The organism is Serratia sp. PF-27 (genome assembly GCF_030053255.1).
GTDB lineage: Bacteria > Pseudomonadota > Gammaproteobacteria > Enterobacterales > Enterobacteriaceae > Serratia > Serratia bockelmannii.
Map to the genome: position 1 here is coordinate 193,469 of NZ_JASGBT010000019.1, position 18,274 is coordinate 211,742.

An 18,274-nucleotide genomic window follows, 5' to 3' on the forward strand; every position below is an offset into this window, starting at 1 on the left:
CGATTAACCGACCAAAAGAGATTCGCTGTGAAAGTGTTGACTGTTTTCGGCACCAGACCTGAAGCCATTAAAATGGCGCCGCTGGTACATGCACTGGCCCAGGATGAGGCCTTTGACGCAAGAGTCTGCGTAACGGCACAGCATCGTGAGATGTTGGATCAGGTATTGCGGTTGTTTGAGATCACGCCGGATTACGACCTGAACATCATGAAACCCGGCCAGGGGCTAACGGAAATCACCTGTCGCATCCTGGAAGGGTTGAAAGGGGTGCTGGAAGACTTCAAACCGGACGTGGTGCTGGTGCACGGCGATACCACCACCACGCTGGCGACCAGCCTGGCGGCGTTCTATCAACGCATCCCCGTTGGGCATGTCGAGGCCGGGCTGCGTACCGGCAATCTGTATTCTCCCTGGCCGGAAGAGGCCAACCGCAAACTGACCGGCCATCTGGCGATGTACCATTTCGCGCCAACCGAGAACTCGCGCCAGAATCTGTTGCGCGAGCTGCTGCCGGACAACCGCATTTTCGTGACCGGCAATACGGTAATCGACGCGCTGTTCTGGGTGCGCGACCGCGTGATGAGTGATGCTGCGCTGCGCGCGGGCCTGGCACAGCGTTACCCATTCCTCGACGCCGACAAGAAACTGATCTTGGTCACCGGCCATCGTCGCGAAAGCTTTGGCGGCGGCTTTGAGCGGATTTGCAGCGCGCTGGCGGAGATCGCCAGCAATCACCCGGAAGTGCAGGTGGTGTATCCGGTGCATCTCAATCCAAACGTCAGTGAGCCGGTGAATCGCATTTTGAAAGGCATCGACAACGTCATGCTGATCGAACCGCAGGATTATCTGCCGTTTGTCTATTTGATGACCCAGGCTTACATGATCCTGACCGATTCCGGTGGCATTCAGGAAGAGGCGCCATCGTTAGGCAAACCGGTGCTGGTGATGCGCGACACCACCGAACGCCCGGAGGCGGTAGATGCGGGCACGGTGCGTCTGGTCGGCACCGACGTGGCCAAAATTGTTGAAGCGGTGACCCGGCTGTTGACGGACGAAAGCGAATATCACGCGATGAGTCGGGCGCACAACCCGTACGGTGACGGGCATGCCTGTCAGCGTATCCTCGAAGCTTTAAAGAATCATCAGGTGAAACTATGAGTTTTGACACTATTTCGGTTATCGGCCTGGGTTATATCGGCTTGCCAACGGCGGCGGCGTTTGCCTCCCGCAAGAAAAAAGTGGTGGGTGTAGATGTTAACCAACATGCGGTAGATACCATTAACCGCGGCGCGATCCACATCGTCGAGCCGGATCTGGATAAAGTGGTCAAGGACGCCGTCGACGGCGGGTTCCTGCAGGCGGTGACCAAACCACGGGCGGCCGATGCGTTCCTGATCGCAGTGCCTACGCCGTTCAAAGGCGATCACGAGCCGGATCTGGCCTATGTCGAAGCGGCGGCGAAATCGCTGGCGCCGGTGCTGAAAAAAGGCGATCTGGTGATCCTGGAGTCCACCTCGCCGGTGGGCGCCACCGAACAAATGGCAGAATGGCTGGCGCAGGCGCGCAGCGATCTCAGCTTCCCGCAGCACGCGGGTGAAGCGGCGGACGTGAATATCGCCTACTGCCCGGAGCGCGTGTTGCCGGGGCAGGTGATGGTGGAGCTGATTCAAAACGACCGCGTGATCGGCGGCATGACGCCGAAGTGCTCGGAGCGCGCCAGCGCGCTGTACAAGATTTTCCTCGAGGGCGAATGCGTGATCACCAATTCGCGCACCGCCGAGATGTGTAAGCTGACGGAAAACAGCTTCCGCGACGTGAATATCGCCTTTGCCAACGAACTGTCGCTGATTTGCGCCGAGCAGGGGATTAACGTCTGGGAGCTTATCCGCCTGGCAAACCGCCATCCGCGGGTGAATATTCTGCAGCCGGGGCCGGGCGTCGGCGGTCACTGCATTGCCGTCGATCCGTGGTTTATCGTGGCGCAGAATCCGCAGCAGGCGCGCCTGATCCACACCGCACGCCTGGTGAACGACGGCAAACCGCTGTGGGTGGTCGACCGTGTGAAAGCGGCGGTGGCCGATTGCCTGGCCGCCACCGACAAGCGCGCGTCCGAGGTGAAAATTGCCTGTTTCGGCCTGGCCTTCAAGCCGAATATCGACGATTTGCGTGAAAGCCCGGCGGTAGAGGTGGCGCACCTGATCGCCGAATGGCACGTCGGCGAAACGCTGGCGGTGGAACCGAACGTCGAACAGTTGCCGAAGTCGCTGGCGGGCCATGTGACGTTGACGCCGATTGCCGAGGCGTTGCAGCAGGCCGATGTGATCGTGATGTTGGTCGATCACCAACAGTTCAGGGCCATCCGGCCGGAAGATGTAAAACAAACATGGGTTGTTGATACCAAAGGAGTATGGCGTTGAAACGTATTTTAGTTACCGGTGGTGCCGGTTTCATTGGCTCCGCAGTTGTGCGGCACATCATCGAGGCCACCGGCGACAGCGTGGTGGTGGTGGATAAGCTGACCTATGCCGGTAACCTCGAGTCGCTGGCGGTGGTGGCCGAGAGCGAGCGCTATGCTTTTGAGCAGGTCGACATCTGCGATCGCGCCGGGTTGGATCGGGTATTTGCCCAGTATCAACCGGATGTAGTGATGCACCTGGCGGCGGAAAGCCACGTCGATCGTTCTATCGACGGCCCGGCGGCCTTTATCGAGACTAACGTGGTTGGCACTTACACGATGCTGGAAGCGGCGCGCCATTACTGGCAGCCGTTGGCGGCGGAGAAGAAGCTGGCTTTCCGTTTCCATCATATCTCCACCGACGAAGTGTACGGCGACCTGCACGGCACCGACGATCTGTTCACCGAAACCACGCCCTATGCGCCGAGCAGTCCGTATTCCGCCTCCAAGGCGTCGAGCGATCATCTGGTGCGTGCCTGGTTACGCACCTACGGTTTGCCGACCCTTGTGACTAACTGTTCGAATAACTACGGTCCTTATCACTTCCCGGAGAAGTTAATTCCGTTGGTGATCCTGAATGCGGTAGCCGGCAAACCGCTGCCGGTATACGGCAACGGCGCGCAGGTGCGTGACTGGTTGTATGTCGAGGATCACGCGCGTGCGCTCTATCAGGTCGTGACCGAAGGCGTGGTGGGCGAAACTTACAATATTGGTGGCCACAACGAGCGCAAGAATATCGAAGTGGTACAGACCATTTGCGATCTGCTGGAGGAACTGGCGCCAAACAAACCAGAAGGCGTGGCGAACTACCGCGATCTCATCATTTACGTGAAGGATCGCCCGGGCCACGACATGCGTTATGCCATCGACGCTAGCAAAATCGATCGTGAGTTGGGCTGGCGGCCGCAGGAAACCTTCGAAAGCGGCATTCGCAAGACGGTAGCCTGGTACCTGGCTAACGAAACCTGGTGGCGCCGGGTGCAAGACGGTTCTTATGCCGGCGAGCGTTTAGGGTTGTCAGATTAATTTAACGCCGCGTCGCTCTGCGGCGGCGCGGCGGTTTTTGGAGTAAGTATGAAAGGTATTATTCTGGCTGGCGGTTCCGGTACGCGTCTGCATCCGATCACTCGTGGCGTGTCCAAGCAACTGCTGCCGATTTATGACAAGCCGATGATCTATTACCCGATGTCGGTACTGATGCTGGCGGGGATCCGCGATATTTTGATCATCTCGACCCCGGAAGATCTGCCGTCCTTCGAACGTTTGTTGGGTAACGGCGAACAGTTCGGCGTCAATCTCAGCTACGCTGCGCAGCCTAAGCCTGAAGGCCTGGCGCAGGCGTTTCTGATCGGCGAGGAGTTTATCAACGGCGATTCTTGCTGCCTGGTGTTGGGCGATAACATCTTCTTCGGCCAATCTTTCAGCCCGAAATTAAAAACCGTCGCGGCCCGCACCGAAGGGGCCACCGTGTTCGGTTATCAGGTCATGGATCCTGAACGCTTTGGCGTCGTGGAGTTTGACGGCAACTTCCGTGCGCTGTCGATCGAAGAGAAACCGAAGAAACCGAAATCCGATTGGGCGGTGACCGGTCTGTACTTCTACGATAGCCAAGTGGTGGAGTTTGCCAAGCAGGTGAAGCCTTCTGAGCGCGGCGAGCTGGAAATCACCAGCATCAACCAGATGTATCTGGAGCGCGGTGAACTGACCGTCGAGCTGTTGGGACGCGGTTTCGCCTGGTTGGACACCGGGACTCACGACAGTCTGCTGGAAGCCAGCAGCTTCGTGCAGACGGTAGAAAAACGCCAGGGCTTTAAAATCGCCTGTCTAGAGGAAATTGCCTGGCGCAACGGTTGGCTGGATGACAAGGGACTCAAACGTGCCGCCAACGCCTTGTCGAAAACCGGTTACGGTAAGTACCTGTTGGATCTGCTGCATGTGCGTCCACGCCACTATTGAGCCTTTGGCGTGGGAAAGCGAGTTTTTCGCGCTAGACAGCGCGAAACTCAGCTTCTCCTCCTCGGCTCCGGCGCTTGCCGAAGCCGATCTGGCGGCTTATGCCTTGGTGCAGGCCAAAGTCCCCGCTCAGCACCTTGCGTTGGCGGACGGTCTGGCTGATTTGGGATTTCGCCTGGTTGAGGGCGAGGTCGATCTGGTTCTGGCTCTTGAGCATGATCACGTGGTTGAACCGGGTTTCGTCGCCCAGACGTCCCGCCTGGCGGCAGAAGCCGATATCCCGGCATTGCGCACCGCGGCGGCTCAGGCGTTCACCGTCAGCCGCTTTCGTACCCCCTGGTATCAACCTGATGACAGCGGCCGGTTTTATGCTTTGTGGATCGAAAAGGCCGTTCTGGGCACCTTCGATCATCAGTGCCTGTTGGCGCTGGACGAACAGGGGCGGCCAGAGGGATTTGTCAGCCTGCGTGACATTGGCGGCCAGGAAATGCGTATCGGCCTGCTGGCGGCTTTCCCTGGCGCATCTGGCCGGGGCATTGGCTCCAGGCTGATGGCAGCGGCGATCGCCGAATGTCGGCGTCAAGGTATGCAGCGCCTGCGGGTCGCGACCCAGATAAGCAATATCGCCGCATTACGACTCTATCAACGACAGGGTGCCGTGATTGAAAGCACCGCGTACTGGTTATACAGAGGTAGACATGATTCCATTTAACGCTCCACCGGTTGTTGGCACTGAACTGGAATATATGCAGGCTGCTATGGGCAGCGGTAAGTTGTGCGGCGACGGCGGTTTTACCCGCCGCTGCCAGCAGTGGATGGAACAGCGTTTCGGCAGCGCGAAAGTGTTGCTGACGCCTTCCTGCACCGCGTCGTTGGAAATGGCCGCCATCCTGCTGGATATCCAGCCGGGTGATGAAGTGATCATGCCGAGTTTTACCTTCGTTTCAACCGCCAACGCCTTTGTGCTGCGCGGTGCCAAAGTGGTGTTCGTCGACCTGCGGCCGGACACCATGAACATCGACGAAACCAAAATCGAAGCGGCGATCACCGATAAAACCCGCGCGATTGTGCCAGTGCACTATGCCGGCGTTGCCTGCGAGATGGATACCATCATGGCGCTGGCGAAGAAATATAACCTGTTCGTGGTGGAAGACGCCGCGCAGGGTGTGATGTCGACCTACAAAGGCAAGGCATTGGGCACCATTGGCCATATCGGCTGCTTCAGCTTCCATGAAACCAAAAACTACACCGCCGGCGGCGAAGGCGGCGCGACGCTGGTGAACGATCCGGCCCTGATCGATCGGGCGGAAGTCATCCGCGAGAAAGGCACCAACCGCAGCCAGTTCTTCCGTGGCCAGGTCGATAAATATACCTGGCGCGACATCGGTTCCAGCTATTTGATGTCTGACCTGCAGGCCGCTTACCTGTGGGGCCAGCTGGAAGTGGCGGAACGCATCAACCAGCGCCGTTTGGCACTGTGGCAGAAGTACTACGACAGCTTCCTGCCGTTGGCGAAGGCCGGCCGCATCGAACTGCCGAGCATCCCAGCCGACTGCGTGCATAACGCGCACATGTTCTATATCAAGCTGCGTGATATCGAAGAGCGCACGGCCTTTATCGACTACCTGAAGGAAGCCGAAATCATGGCCGTGTTCCACTATATCCCGCTGCATGACTGCCCGGCCGGTGAACGCTTTGGCCGCTTTGCCGGCGAAGATCGTTACACCACGCAGGAAAGTGCGCGTCTGGTGCGCTTGCCGCTGTTCTACAATATGTCTGATGTCAATCAGCGTACGGTAATCAATACCATCCTGAGCTTCTTTGCCTGATATGTCGTTGGCAAAAGCATCGATATGGACCGCCGGCTCCACGCTGATCAAAATTGGCGTGGGGCTCTTGGTGGTGAAACTGCTGGCGGTAGCGTTTGGCCCCAGCGGCGTGGGGCAGGCGGGTAACTTTCGCCAGTTGATCACCGTGCTGGGCGTGCTGTCCGGCGCGGGTATTTTTAACGGTATAACCAAATACGTTGCGGAGTACCATCAGGATCCGCAGCGTTTGCGCCTGGCGGTCGGTACCGCGTCGAGCATCGTGCTGGGCTTTTCGACCTTGCTGGCGCTGGTGTTTCTGTTCGCCGCCGAACCGATCAGCATCGGGCTGTTCGGGCATGCCGATTACGTCGGCGTGGTGCGCGCCGTCGCTTTCATTCAGATGGGCATCGCCTACGCCAACCTGTTCATGGCGGTGCTGAAAGGCTATCGCGACGCGATGGGCAATGCGCTGGCGGTGATCGGCGGCAGCCTGATCGGCGTGGTGGCATATTACCTGTGCTTCAAGCTGGGTGGCTATGAAGGCGCGCTGGCGGGGCTGGCGCTGGTGCCGGCGTTGGTGGTGCTGCCGGCCGGGCTGATGTTGTGGCGGCGCAAAACGCTGCCGCTGCGCTATTTGGCGCTGCGCTGGGACAAACGGGTGGCCGGTAACCTCGGCAAATTCACCGTCATGGCGTTGATCACCTCGGTGACGCTGCCGGTGGCCTACGTCATGATGCGAAACCTGCTGGCCGCGCATTACGGCTGGGATGAGGTGGGGATCTGGCAAGGCGTCAGCAGCATTTCCGATGCCTATCTGCAGTTTATCACCGCCTCGTTTACCGTCTATCTGCTGCCGACGCTGTCGCGGCTGACGGACAAGGGCGCCATCTCGCGGGAGATTGTGCGCTCGCTGAAATTCGTGCTGCCGGCGGTAGCGGCAGCGAGCTTTACGGTCTGGGTGCTGCGCGATTTCGCTATCTGGTTGCTGTTCTCGGATAAATTCGTCGCCATGCGCGATCTGTTTGCCTGGCAACTGGTGGGCGACGTGCTGAAAGTCGGGGCTTATGTGTTCGGCTATCTGGTGATCGCTAAAGCGTCGCTGCGCTTTTATATCCTGACGGAAGTCAGCCAGTTTCTGCTGCTGACGCTGTTCTCGCACTGGCTGATCCCGCAGCACGGCGCGCTGGGTGCGGCTCAGGCCTATATGGCAACCTACATCGTGTATTTCGCGCTCTGTAGCTGCGTGTTTCTTATTTATCGTAGACGAGTATGACCACACTGATTCACGTTCTGGGATCCGATATCCCGCATCATAACCAGACGGTGCTGCGCTTCTTCAACGACGTGCTGGTGCCGCGTTTGCCGGCTGAGCAGACGCGGCATTTTATGGTGGCGGCCAAGGATGTGGCGGCACTGGGGGATTTCCCCGCCCTGAATATTGAGCCTTACGCCGATAAGAAAAGCCTGGCGGCGGCGGTGATCGCCCGCGCCCAGGCCGATCGCGCTGCGCGCTTCTTCCTACACGGCCAGTTTAATCCGGGGCTGTGGCTGGCGCTGCTGAGCGGCAAGATCAAGGCACGTCAGGTCAGTTGGCATATTTGGGGCGCCGATCTGTACGAAGACGCCACCAGCTGGAAATTCAGGCTGTTTTATCTGCTGCGCCGCATTGCCCAGGGGCGGGTGGGGAATGTATTTGCTACCCGCGGCGACGTGATTCACTACCAGCAGCGCCATGCGCGGGTACCGGCTTCGCTGCTGTACTTCCCGACCCGCATGGATCCGGCGCTGACCGACGTTCACGTCGAGAAAAATCTGGCCGGGCCGATGACGATTCTGGTGGGCAACTCCGGCGATCGCAGCAATCGGCATATCGAAGCACTGCAGGCGATCCATCAGCAGTTCGGCGCCGACGTGCGCGTGATCCTGCCGATGGGCTATCCGGCCAATAACGACGCTTACATCGAGCAGGTGCGTGCCGCCGGATTGCCGCTGTTCGGCGAAAAAAACCTGCAGCTGCTCACGCAGCAGGTGGCATTTGAAGACTACCTCAATATTCTGCGCGCCTGCGATCTCGGCTATTTCATTTTCAATCGCCAGCAGGGGATAGGCACCCTGTGCCTGCTGATTCAGTTTGGCGTGCCTTTCGTGCTCAGCCGGCAGAACCCGTTCTGGCAGGATTTGGCGGAACAGCACCTGCCGGTGCTGTTCTACGGTGACTCGCTCGACGAGGCGGTGGTGCGCGAAGCGCAGCGTCAGCTGGCGGCGGTGGACAAGCAAACGATCGCCTTCTTCAATCCGAACTATGTCGACGGCTGGCAGCAAGCCCTGGCGCTGGCGGCGGGAGAGCTCTCATGACGTTGGCGCAATTCGGCGGCCTGTTCGTCGTCTACCTGGTCAGCCTGACGTTTATTCTGACGCTGACCTACCAGGAGTTTCGGCGTGTGCGCTTTAACTTCAACGTCTTCTTCTCGCTGCTGTATTTGCTGACGTTTTATTTCGGCTTCCCGCTGACCTGTCTGCTGGTGTTTCAGTTTGACGTCGAGGTGGTACCGGTGGAGTTTCTGCTGTACGCCTTGCTGTCGGCGACGGCGTTTTACGCCATCTATTACGTCACCTACAAGACCCGGCTGCGCAAGCGCCGCTCTCAGCCGCGTGCGGCGCTGTTCACCATGAACCGGGTGGAAACCCATATGACCTGGGTGCTTCTGGCCCTGGTGGCGATCGGGACCGTGGGTATCTTCTTCATGCAGAACGGCTTCCTGCTGTTCAAGCTCAATTCCTACAGCCAGATCTTCTCCAGCGACGTGTCCGGCGTGGCGCTCAAACGGTTCTTCTACTTCTTCATTCCGGCGATGCTGGTGGTCTATTTCCTGCGGCAGGATCTGCGCGCCTGGTTCTTGTTCCTGGTGGCGACGGTGGCGTTCGGCATTCTGACCTACGTCATCGTCGGCGGCACCCGCGCCAATATCATCATCGCCTTCGCGCTGTTCCTGTTTATCGGCATCGTGCGCGGCTGGATCACGCTGTGGATGCTGGCGGCGGCGGGCATATTCGGTGTGGTCGGCATGTTCTGGCTGGCGTTGAAGCGCTACAGCCTGGACGTCAGCGGCGCGGAAGCGTTTTATACCTTCCTTTATCTGACCCGCGATACTTTCTCGCCGTGGGAAAATCTGGCGCTGCTGCTGCAAAATTACGACAAGATCGATTTCCAGGGCCTGGCGCCGATCCTGCGTGATTTCTACGTCTTTATCCCAACCTGGCTATGGCCGGGCCGGCCGGACGTGGTGCTGAACTCGGCCAACTATTTCACCTGGGAAGTGCTGAACAACCACTCCGGGCTGGCGATATCCCCGACGCTGATCGGTTCGCTGGTGGTGATGGGCGGCGCGCTGTTTATCCCGCTCGGCGCGATTCTGGTGGGCATGATCATCAAGTGGTTCGACTGGCTGTATGAGTTGGGCAAAACCGAGCCGAACCGCTATAAGGCGGCTATCCTGCAAGGATTCTGCTTCGGCGCGGTGTTCAACATGATTGTGTTGGCGCGCGAAGGGGTGGATTCATTCGTGTCGCGCGTGGTGTTCTTCTGCATTATTTTCGGCGCCTGTCTGGTGCTGGCGAAGTTGCTGTATTGGCTGTTCGATACCGCCGGGCTGATCAAGGCCAGAGTGACGCGCGCCCGCGCGCTGGCCTCTCCCCCACGGGCGGACGGTCTTTTGTAAGGGTAATGAGAACGATGGAAACAAAGATTTCGGTGCCGCAGTATGAGCTGCGCGGTTTCAGCCTGTGGGGCTTTCGCGATATGGCGCACTGCATGGACTTTCTGTTCGACGGCGGCCGGGTCAAACAGGGCACGCTGGTGGCCATGAACGCGGAAAAGATCCTGAAGGCGGAAGAGGACCCGGCGCTGCATGCGTTGCTGGATGAGGCGGAGTACAAGTACGCCGACGGCATCAGCATGGTGCGCTCGATTCGCCGCAAATACCCGGCGGCGGACGTTTCGCGCGTTGCGGGCGCCGATCTGTGGGAAGCCTTGATGCAGCGCGCCGGTCGTGAAGGCACGCCGGTCTTCCTGGTCGGCGGCAAGCCGGAGGTGCTGGCGGAAACCGAGCAAAAGCTGCGCAGCCAGTGGAATGTCAACCTGGTGGGTAGCCAGGATGGCTATTTCAAACCGGAGCAACGTGAGGCGCTGTTCGAGCGTATTCGCGCCAGCGGTGCCGCTATCGTGACGGTGGCGATGGGATCGCCGAAGCAGGAGATCCTGATGCGCGACTGCCGCAAGGTGCATCCGCAGGCGCTGTACATGGGCGTGGGCGGCACCTACGACGTCTTTACCGGCCACGTGAAGCGTGCGCCCAAGGTGTGGCAGAACCTCGGTCTGGAGTGGCTCTACCGCCTGCTCAGCCAGCCCAGCCGCATCGGCCGGCAGTTGAAGCTGTTGAAGTTTGTCGGCTACTACTACAGCGGCAAGATGTAACCTCTACATCCGGGGCGGAAAGTGCTGTTCCGCTCCGGTCTGCTGTACCAATAATCTGCTTTTGCACGTTTCTCCCGCATATCTATAACCCCCAGCCCTAAACGCAGCCGCATTTATTCCATAAAGTTTTAAATTGCGGTTTGCTTATAGCGGCGAAATGCGAAACGATACCGCCCGGAAATTATCCCCGGCCGCTGAAGCCTGATGCGACAGCGCTGAACGATGTTCTTCTCACGGTAACTTCGCTCCGACTACCCGTTGATGCCAACCCGAACGGCAGGGGATGATTTATTCTTTTAATAATGACAATAACGACCGGCAGCGGCCGGCAGGCAAACACAACCCGAGAAAAATTATTGAGGATTTATGGCACACAAAGAGAAACCGCAAGGGCTACACCGGGGCCTTGAGGCCCGGCACATCGAGCTTATCGCTCTGGGGGGCACCATCGGCGTCGGCCTGTTTATGGGTTCGGCCAGTACGCTGAAATGGGCGGGGCCGTCGGTACTGCTGGCCTACATCATCGCCGGGCTGTTCGTGTTCTTTATTATGCGTTCGATGGGGGAGATGCTGTTCCTCGAGCCGGTCGCCGGGTCGTTTGCCGTTTACGCGCATAAATACATGAATCCCTATTTCGGTTACCTGACCGCCTGGGGCTACTGGTTTATGTGGATTGCCGTCGGCATTTCTGAGATCACCGCCATCGGGGTGTATGTGCAGTTCTGGTTCCCGGAAATACCGCAGTGGGTGCCGGCGCTGATCGCCGTGGCGATGGTGGCGCTGGCCAACCTGGCGGCGGTGCGCCTGTACGGTGAGCTGGAGTTCTGGTTCGCCATGATCAAGGTCACCACCATCATCGTGATGATTCTGGTGGGGCTGGGGGTGATCTTCTTCGGTTTCGGCAACGGCGGTGAGCCTATCGGTTTCGCCAATCTGACGGCGCACGGCGGTTTCTTTGCCGGTGGCTGGAAAGGCTTCCTGTTTGCGCTGTGCATCGTGGTGGCGTCCTATCAGGGGGTTGAGCTGGTAGGCATCACCGCCGGGGAAGCCAAGAACCCGCAGGTGACGCTGAAACGCGCGATCAACAATATCCTGTGGCGCATCCTGATCTTCTATGTCGGCGCAATCTTCGTCATCGTGACCATCTTCCCGTGGAACGGCATCGGCACCACCGGCAGCCCGTTTGTGCTGACCTTCGCCAAGATCGGCATCGTCGCCGCCGCCGGCATTATCAACTTTGTGGTGCTGACCGCCGCGCTCTCCGGTTGCAACAGCGGCATGTACAGCGGCGGCCGCATGCTGTACGCCCTGGCCAAGAACCGCCAACTGCCGGCGGCGTTGACCAAGCTTTCCGCCAGCGGTGTGCCGGTGAACTGCATCGCCGTCACCATCGCCTGTCTGTTGGTGGGGTCCGCGCTGAACTACATCATCCCGAATCCGGAGCAGGTGTTCGTGTATGTCTACAGCGCCAGCGTGCTGCCGGGCATGGTGCCGTGGTTCGTGGTGCTGATAAGCCAGCTCTATTTCCGCCGTGCCCATAAGGAAGCGATCAAAACCCACAGCTTTAAGTCGATCATGTTCCCGTATGTGAACTATCTGACCATCGCTTTTCTGGTTTGCGTGTTGGTCGGCATGGGAATCAACCCAGATACGCGAATTTCCCTGCTGGTCGGGGCGATTTTCTTAGCCGGCGTCAGCCTGTGCTACTTCGCTTTCGGTATGCATAAGAAACATCATCCGGCTGAAAATCGGGTAGAAACGCGGCAATAAACGGTGAAAAGGGGCTACGGAGTGCGCTTTCCTGCGCAGGAGTGAGCAAAGCGTAATCAAACGCAACATTTCTGCGAAAAAGCACTAGACAGGATTGGCGTAAATCCGTAGTATCCCCTCCCGCAACGGCGCTACGCGCCCGTAGCTCAGCTGGATAGAGCGCTGCCCTCCGGAGGCAGAGGTCTCAGGTTCGAATCCTGTCGGGCGCGCCATTAAGTTTGTGCGCAGGAGCTGCGGTGGTAATATTACCGCGTGAGTAAGAAGAAGTAGTAATGGTGGCTATAGCTCAGTTGGTAGAGCCCTGGATTGTGATTCCAGTTGTCGTGGGTTCGAGTCCCATTAGCCACCCCACTTCCTAACGAAGTGAAGATTTAGCAGTATTTTGTGACAGTGCGAAGGTGGCGGAATTGGTAGACGCGCTAGCTTCAGGTGTTAGTGTTCTTACGGACGTGAGGGTTCAAGTCCCTCTCTTCGCACCACGCAAAATATCTGATAAATATAAGATTTATATGGACAACGGTCTGATAAATCGGGTAGTATGAGCAACACAAATCGGCGAGTAGCGCAGCTTGGTAGCGCAACTGGTTTGGGACCAGTGGGTCGGAGGTTCGAATCCTCTCTCGCCGACCACATTCGAAAAACCTGCTTTTTAAAGCAGGTTTTTTTTCGTCTGTCGTTTATGAGGATGAGCACCTCCGCAGGAGGTTCGAGCCTCGCGAAGCGAGGCAACGTTGCTTTAGCAACGGCCCGCAGGGAGCGCATCAAAGATGCGCGTAATCCTCTCTCGCCGACCACATTCAAAGAAACCGACGCAAGTTGGTTTTTTTACGCCTGCAGTTTATGAGGATGACTACCTCCGCAGGCGGTTCGAGCCTCGTGAAACGAATATCGGCAAGCCCGTGCAGCACTGCGCGGGTTTTTTTGCCTCTCTGGGGGGAGCATCGGGTGCCTGCCTGCAAACGTGTTGGTTTTCAGCGACAATACCATCCGGCGCTGTCGTCAGGTTGAGACAAATAATTCATTGATTTAAAACGATAAAACGGGCTTTGACTTAAGTCGTCGTTTCGAGGCGACAACCTGATAAAGACCGCCGGCAAAGAACGCCAGAGAGTGATTTGTGACGGGAAAGGCAGAGTTAAATAAAAAATCAATAATTTCAATGCATTACTATCTGTCTTTCTATGTGAGAGCCTCAATTTAAAAGTTGGCACGCCAAGTGCACTATCTATTGCGTAGATGCTCATTCCACCTCTTATGTTCGCCTTAGGCCTCATAAACCCTGGGAATGACGCAGAGCCGATTTAGGGTGCCTATCGCCCACGAGAACGATGACTAACCCGTCATCACGCTCAGGGCAGAACGTTGAGTGAGGCACCGCCCCTGTTGTCCTAGACCTGATTGCTTCTTTATACACTTGCCATACGGCAAGTGTTTTTTTTTTGCGCCACAGAAAAACCCTGAGCAAAAAAAAAGCGCGGCATCGGGGCCGCGCTCTTCTCTCTCGGGCAGGGCGTTATTCGCCGCCGTTCTGTTTCAGCGTCAACATCAGCCCCTCACGCCGCATCTGCGCCGCTTCATCCGAACGATGCAGTTTCTCCAGCGTATCGGCCAGCCAGGCGTAATCGTAGGCGTCCGGACGCTGTTTCAGCGCTTCGCGGAAGGCGTCGGCCGCTTGCTGCCACTCGCCGTGCTTCATCAGCAGTTGCCCCAGCGTGCTGTTTAACAGCGGCGTCGCGCCGTGTTGTTTCATCTGCTGACGCAGCGCTTTCTCAAGCTGCTCGGGGTTGCCGGACTTCAGCCGCGGCAGCAACAGCACCAGGCGCTCGTCGTATTGGCGCTTCAGGCTGTCGAGCACAATCTCCTGTGCCAGCTCGTGGTCGTTGCATTCGATCAGGTGTTCCACCATCGCGATTTGCAGCGGCACCTCGTGACGCGTCTTGCGGCTCTGATCTTTCCACCAGCGCTTCAGGCCTTCACTGCCTTCGTCCGCCATCGCCTGATTCATCAGACCGATGTAAGCCTGCTGCTGCAACGCCTGCAGCTGCTCTTCACTGTGGAGTTCGATTTTACGCATCGACGGCAGCACTTCCAGCAGCGACGCGTAGGCGCCGGTGCGCAGATAGGCTTGTTCCGCCAGGCGCAGCACTTCCGGATGGCGCGGCGCCTGGTTCAGCAGGCGATCGACGCCGTGGCGTGCGGCGTGGTTCTCGCCCTGCGCCAGCTGGATGCGAACCCGGGTGATATCCACCGGCAGCTGATCGGTGTCGGCGGCTTCGGCGGCGCGTTCCAGATATTGATTGGTACGGAAGTCATCGCCGCGTTGCTGCGCGGCCTCGGCGGCCAGCAGGTAGTTCACCACCGGCTGTTCAGCGTGATCGGCGTTGCGCGTCATCAGCTTCTCAACCTGCTTATAGTCGCCTTCCGCCAGTTTGATCAGCGCGGCTTTGGTTTGCTGGCGCGCGCGGGTGCGCTTGCGGCCGATAAACCAACCGCGCGTGCGGGCGCCGGTACGGAAGATGCGGCGCAGGATCCACTCGATCGCCAGCAGCACCACGAACAGCAGCACCAACATGATCACCAGGCCGGTGACGCTGGTTTCGATATTGTAGTTATCGGTCTGGATCAGCACGTAGCCCTGATGCCCGGCCAACATCGGCCCGAGCACCACGCTGGCGATCACCACCAGGAACAGAAATAGCACGCGTAACATGGCTTAACCCTCCTGGTGAGCGGCAGGGGACTGGGTCATCAGGTTGCGCACCCGGGTCTGCATCACTTTTTCGAGCAGCGGCTGGCTTTTCAGCTGATCCGGCACGTCCATCGAGATCGACTGTTGGCTCAGGTTATCCAGCTCTTCCAGGAAAGCCTTGGTCGCCGGATCGGTGGTGTCGAAATAGGCGCGCACCCAGGTGGAGACGGTTTCCAGCGATTGCTTGTAGGTCTCGTTCTGGTGGCGTGGGATGGCCTGTGCGGCCACCAGCAGGCGCGAACGGATATTTTCGCGCAGGTAGATGTCCTGGTTCGGCGCCAGCAGCGGTTCGGCGCTGGTATCGCGACGGCGGATGGTGATGAAGTCGGCCATGAAATTGCGCCAGCTCTTGGCCAGGTTCTGCCGCCATTCGCCGATCGAGCCGGAGAGCTCGCTGCTGTTTTGATCCATCGGCGCTTCGTCGGTGTCGTTATCGGCCAGGCGCAGGTTATCCACCTGGTTGGACAGCTGATTGACCTTGAGGATGATGCCGTCGTAATCGACCTGGGTCAGCGTAGAAAGCGTGCTGATGTCTTCGGTAATGGCGCGGCGCACGTCGAGCAGGCTAGGATCGTTCATGTCCGCCAGGCTGGCGTCGGCGCTTTTCAGCAACGCGGCGGCGCTGGTCACGTCTTGATCGCTCCACAGCTTGCGGCCGGCCATTTTCACCAGGAAATCGGCCTGCGCCAGCAGCCAGGTTTTGGCGTCGCTGCCGGAGATGGTCGCCACTTTTTCCTGCAGCTCGCTCAGTTGACGCGCCAGATTCGCCTGCTCGCGATCGGCGGCGTCCAGGGTTTTACCCTGCTGCTGCAGCAGGCCTTCCAGCGCATTTCTTTCCTGCTGTTGGCTCTGCTTCACGCCTTCAAGCTGCTGCTGCAGCGCCTGATTGGCGGCGATCAGCTGTTGCGCCTGCTTGTGCGTGTGGTAATAGCCGCCCGCACCGAGGGCGATGACCAGCACGATAGCGATCGCGCCGAGCACCGGGCCGGTGTTCTTGCCTTTGCGGCTGGCAGCGGCTGGCTGCTGGGAGCTCTCAACCGCGGTGGTTGGCTCTTCAACCGGGGCGGCTGGGGTATTTTGTTCCGTCATAGTGGCACATCCCATAGTCAGATTATTGTAGCGCGCGGATCAGCGCGTCATTATCGGCGTTGTCAGCTACCCGAATCGTACGCCAGCCCAAATCCCGGGCGAGGGTAGCCAGGCGTTCGCTCACTACTACCAGGCGGCAACGCAGCAGCCATGAAGAACGATAGTAATCAGGAACTAAAGTATAGAGCTGTTGTAACATTTCACCGCTGGTCACCACCAGCGTATCCACACCGGCACGCTGCCAGTGGGCGCTTTGCTCGCTGCCGTCGTAGTGCACCGGGCTGCGTTGATAGCATTCATAATAGCTGACGTCGGCGCCGCGCTCGCTCAGCGTTGTGCCCAGCAACTCGCGGCCGCCGTTGCCGCGTAAAATCAGCGCGCGTTTGCCCGCCAGTTTCTGCAGCGCCGGCAGCAGCAGCAGCGTTTCGCTGATCTCGCGCTCGCGCGGGTATTCCACCGGCAAACTGCTGATGCGGTGCAGCGCCAGCCCGGTGGTACGGCCAATGGCGTAATAGGCCAGGTGAGCGGGCCAGCTCAGTCCGGCGCGGCCGATGACCGAATCGGCATAGTTCACCGAATGCTGCGACAGCACGAATACCAGATCGCCGGCGTTCAACTGCTGCAACGCCTGCGGCAGCTGCGGCAGATCGCTGCCGGGGGCGAAGTCGATCAGCGGTGCATGATAGGCAACCCGGCCGAGTGCGCGCAGCCGGCTCACTAACCGCTCTCCCGAAGGCGATGGGCGGGTTACCAGGATCGTCATGCCGGCGGATTTCCCTGATAAACCTCGCGCAGGATCTCGCGCGCGCCGCGCGCCAGCAACTCTTCCGCCAGCTCAACGCCCATCCGTTCAGCCTCGGCGGCCGGGCCGCGGCGTTCGCCGCGCACCATCTGGCTGCCGTCCGGCGCGCCGACCAGGGCGCGCAGCCACAGGCTGTCGCCATCCAGTTCGGCATAGCTGCCGATCGGCACCTGGCAACCGCCTTCCAGGCGGGTGTTCATCGCCCGCTCGGCGCGCACGCGGGTTTCGGTAGCCGCATGGTTCAGCGGCGCCAGCAGCGCGCGGGTGACGCTGTCGTCGAGACGGCATTCAATGCCGACTGCACCCTGGCCGACCGCCGGCAGGCACTCTTCGGCGCTCAGCGGGCTGCGGATGCGTTGCTCCAGCCCCAGGCGCTTCAGGCCGGCCACCGCCAGAATAATCGCGTCGTAGTCGCCGTTGTCCAGCTTGGCCAAGCGAGTGCCGACGTTGCCGCGCAGGTCGCGTACGATCAGGTCCGGGCGGCGTTCGCGCAGTTGGCACTGGCGGCGCAGGCTGGAGGTGCCGACCACGCTGCCCTGCGGCAGCTGATCGAGCGAGGCGAAACGATTGGAAACAAAAGCGTCGCGCGGATCTTCGCGTTCGCAAATGGTGGTCAAACCGAGGCCGGCAGGGAAATCGACCGGCACGTCTTTCATCGAGTGCACGGCGATGTCGGCGCGGCCTTCCAGCAGCGCGAGCTCGAGTTCTTTAACAAACAGGCCTTTACCGCCGACTTTCGCCAGCGGCGTATCCAGAATAACGTCGCCGCGCGTCACCATCGGCACCAACTCGACCTGCAGGCCGGGATGGCTGGCCATCAGACGTTGCTGCACATAATGTGCTTGCCAGAGTGCAAGCGGGCTTTGTCGGGTGGCAATTCGAATAATTTTGTCTAACATGCTTGTTACCGTTTTTATATTTCGCCATCCATCCTACCACTGAGAGCCAATACTGTCAGTGCAAGAAGCCGGAGGCGGAAAAAGGACAACGGAATCAAAGGGACGTGTGATGTGCTTTGGGGCAGTTAACACTGCGGGTAAATCGTTTAGGGAAGCGCTACAATAATTGTGAAGCGTTACCTCCTTTACGGTCAATCAGCAAGGTGTTAAATTGATCACGTTTCCAGCAATAAGTCGCCAAATATTCTTCTTACACTAACGGCGCTTATGGAATA

At 58.9% G+C, this 18,274-nt stretch carries 15 protein-coding genes, 4 tRNA genes and 1 other RNA gene; 16 read left to right on the forward strand and 4 right to left on the reverse strand.

The window, feature by feature from the left end; translation table 11 throughout:
• The first annotated feature begins 27 nt into the window (after positions 1 to 27).
• From wecB to QMZ29_RS12560, 16 genes are all read left to right on the forward strand, one after another.
• The gene (gene wecB, locus QMZ29_RS12485; RefSeq protein WP_043142254.1) at positions 28 to 1,158 is read left to right on the forward strand and encodes a non-hydrolyzing UDP-N-acetylglucosamine 2-epimerase; all 1,131 of its coding nucleotides are present in this window, start codon (positions 28 to 30) and stop codon (positions 1,156 to 1,158) included.
• Positions 1,155 to 2,417, forward strand: a complete 1,263-nt coding sequence (gene wecC, locus QMZ29_RS12490; protein ID WP_049203647.1) for a UDP-N-acetyl-D-mannosamine dehydrogenase — start codon at positions 1,155 to 1,157, stop codon at positions 2,415 to 2,417. Before wecB ends, wecC begins: the two co-directional genes overlap by 4 nt.
• The gene (gene rffG, locus QMZ29_RS12495; RefSeq protein ID WP_193389589.1) at positions 2,408 to 3,481 is read left to right on the forward strand and encodes a dTDP-glucose 4,6-dehydratase; all 1,074 of its coding nucleotides are present in this window, start codon (positions 2,408 to 2,410) and stop codon (positions 3,479 to 3,481) included. Before wecC ends, rffG begins: the two co-directional genes overlap by 10 nt.
• Positions 3,482 to 3,529: 48 nt before the next feature.
• Positions 3,530 to 4,411 carry a glucose-1-phosphate thymidylyltransferase RfbA gene (gene rfbA, locus QMZ29_RS12500; RefSeq protein WP_043142249.1) on the forward strand — a complete coding sequence of 294 codons (882 nt, stop codon included), beginning with the start codon at positions 3,530 to 3,532 and terminating at the stop codon, positions 4,409 to 4,411.
• A complete protein-coding gene (gene rffC / locus QMZ29_RS12505) occupies positions 4,389 to 5,120 on the forward strand; it encodes a dTDP-4-amino-4,6-dideoxy-D-galactose acyltransferase (protein WP_261426221.1) in 732 nt (243 codons plus the stop codon). The genes rfbA and rffC overlap by 23 nt, the downstream gene beginning before the upstream one ends.
• Positions 5,107 to 6,237, forward strand: a complete 1,131-nt coding sequence (rffA, locus tag QMZ29_RS12510) for a dTDP-4-amino-4,6-dideoxygalactose transaminase (protein WP_060434811.1) — start codon at positions 5,107 to 5,109, stop codon at positions 6,235 to 6,237. The genes rffC and rffA overlap by 14 nt, the downstream gene beginning before the upstream one ends.
• A 1-nt stretch (position 6,238) precedes the next feature.
• Complete coding sequence (gene wzxE, locus QMZ29_RS12515; protein ID WP_025304863.1) at positions 6,239 to 7,489, forward strand: lipid III flippase WzxE; 1,251 nt, start codon at positions 6,239 to 6,241, stop codon at positions 7,487 to 7,489.
• Positions 7,486 to 8,571: a TDP-N-acetylfucosamine:lipid II N-acetylfucosaminyltransferase gene (locus QMZ29_RS12520; protein ID WP_197813055.1), complete on the forward strand. Its 1,086-nt coding sequence runs from the start codon at positions 7,486 to 7,488 to the stop codon at positions 8,569 to 8,571. The genes wzxE and QMZ29_RS12520 overlap by 4 nt, the downstream gene beginning before the upstream one ends.
• A complete protein-coding gene (wzyE, locus tag QMZ29_RS12525) occupies positions 8,568 to 9,935 on the forward strand; it encodes an ECA oligosaccharide polymerase (RefSeq protein WP_033631481.1) in 1,368 nt (455 codons plus the stop codon). The genes QMZ29_RS12520 and wzyE overlap by 4 nt, the downstream gene beginning before the upstream one ends.
• A gap of 14 nt (positions 9,936 to 9,949) precedes the next feature.
• On the forward strand, positions 9,950 to 10,690 hold the full coding sequence (wecG, locus tag QMZ29_RS12530) for a lipopolysaccharide N-acetylmannosaminouronosyltransferase (protein WP_025304866.1): 741 nt from the start codon (positions 9,950 to 9,952) through the stop codon (positions 10,688 to 10,690).
• 366 nt (positions 10,691 to 11,056) lie between these two features.
• Positions 11,057 to 12,460 carry a bifunctional threonine/serine APC transporter ThrP gene (gene thrP / locus QMZ29_RS12535; RefSeq protein ID WP_025304867.1) on the forward strand — a complete coding sequence of 468 codons (1,404 nt, stop codon included), beginning with the start codon at positions 11,057 to 11,059 and terminating at the stop codon, positions 12,458 to 12,460.
• 135 nt (positions 12,461 to 12,595) lie between these two features.
• Positions 12,596 to 12,672, forward strand: a tRNA-Arg gene (locus QMZ29_RS12540).
• A gap of 63 nt (positions 12,673 to 12,735) precedes the next feature.
• Positions 12,736 to 12,811, forward strand: a tRNA-His gene (locus tag QMZ29_RS12545).
• 41 nt (positions 12,812 to 12,852) lie between these two features.
• Positions 12,853 to 12,939, forward strand: a tRNA-Leu gene (locus tag QMZ29_RS12550).
• Positions 12,940 to 13,013: 74 nt separating this feature from the next.
• Positions 13,014 to 13,090, forward strand: a tRNA-Pro gene (locus tag QMZ29_RS12555).
• A gap of 35 nt (positions 13,091 to 13,125) precedes the next feature.
• A non-coding RNA gene (locus tag QMZ29_RS12560) (RtT sRNA) lies at positions 13,126 to 13,254 on the forward strand.
• A gap of 719 nt (positions 13,255 to 13,973) precedes the next feature.
• Here the strand turns inward: QMZ29_RS12560 and hemY are convergent.
• The 4 genes from hemY to hemC are packed head-to-tail and all read right to left on the reverse strand — an operon-like array spanning position 13,974 to position 17,999.
• Positions 13,974 to 15,170 (reverse strand): protoheme IX biogenesis protein HemY, encoded by a 1,197-nt coding sequence (gene hemY / locus QMZ29_RS12565; protein ID WP_004934228.1) that lies wholly within the window; start codon positions 15,168 to 15,170, stop codon positions 13,974 to 13,976.
• A gap of 3 nt (positions 15,171 to 15,173) precedes the next feature.
• Positions 15,174 to 16,298 carry a uroporphyrinogen-III C-methyltransferase gene (gene hemX / locus QMZ29_RS12570; RefSeq protein ID WP_016929498.1) on the reverse strand — a complete coding sequence of 375 codons (1,125 nt, stop codon included), beginning with the start codon at positions 16,296 to 16,298 and terminating at the stop codon, positions 15,174 to 15,176.
• A gap of 22 nt (positions 16,299 to 16,320) precedes the next feature.
• Positions 16,321 to 17,061: a uroporphyrinogen-III synthase gene (gene hemD, locus QMZ29_RS12575; RefSeq protein WP_025304868.1), complete on the reverse strand. Its 741-nt coding sequence runs from the start codon at positions 17,059 to 17,061 to the stop codon at positions 16,321 to 16,323.
• Positions 17,058 to 17,999 carry a hydroxymethylbilane synthase gene (hemC, locus tag QMZ29_RS12580; protein ID WP_041037210.1) on the reverse strand — a complete coding sequence of 314 codons (942 nt, stop codon included), beginning with the start codon at positions 17,997 to 17,999 and terminating at the stop codon, positions 17,058 to 17,060. Before hemC ends, hemD begins: the two co-directional genes overlap by 4 nt.
• Positions 18,000 to 18,274 lie beyond the last annotated feature (275 nt).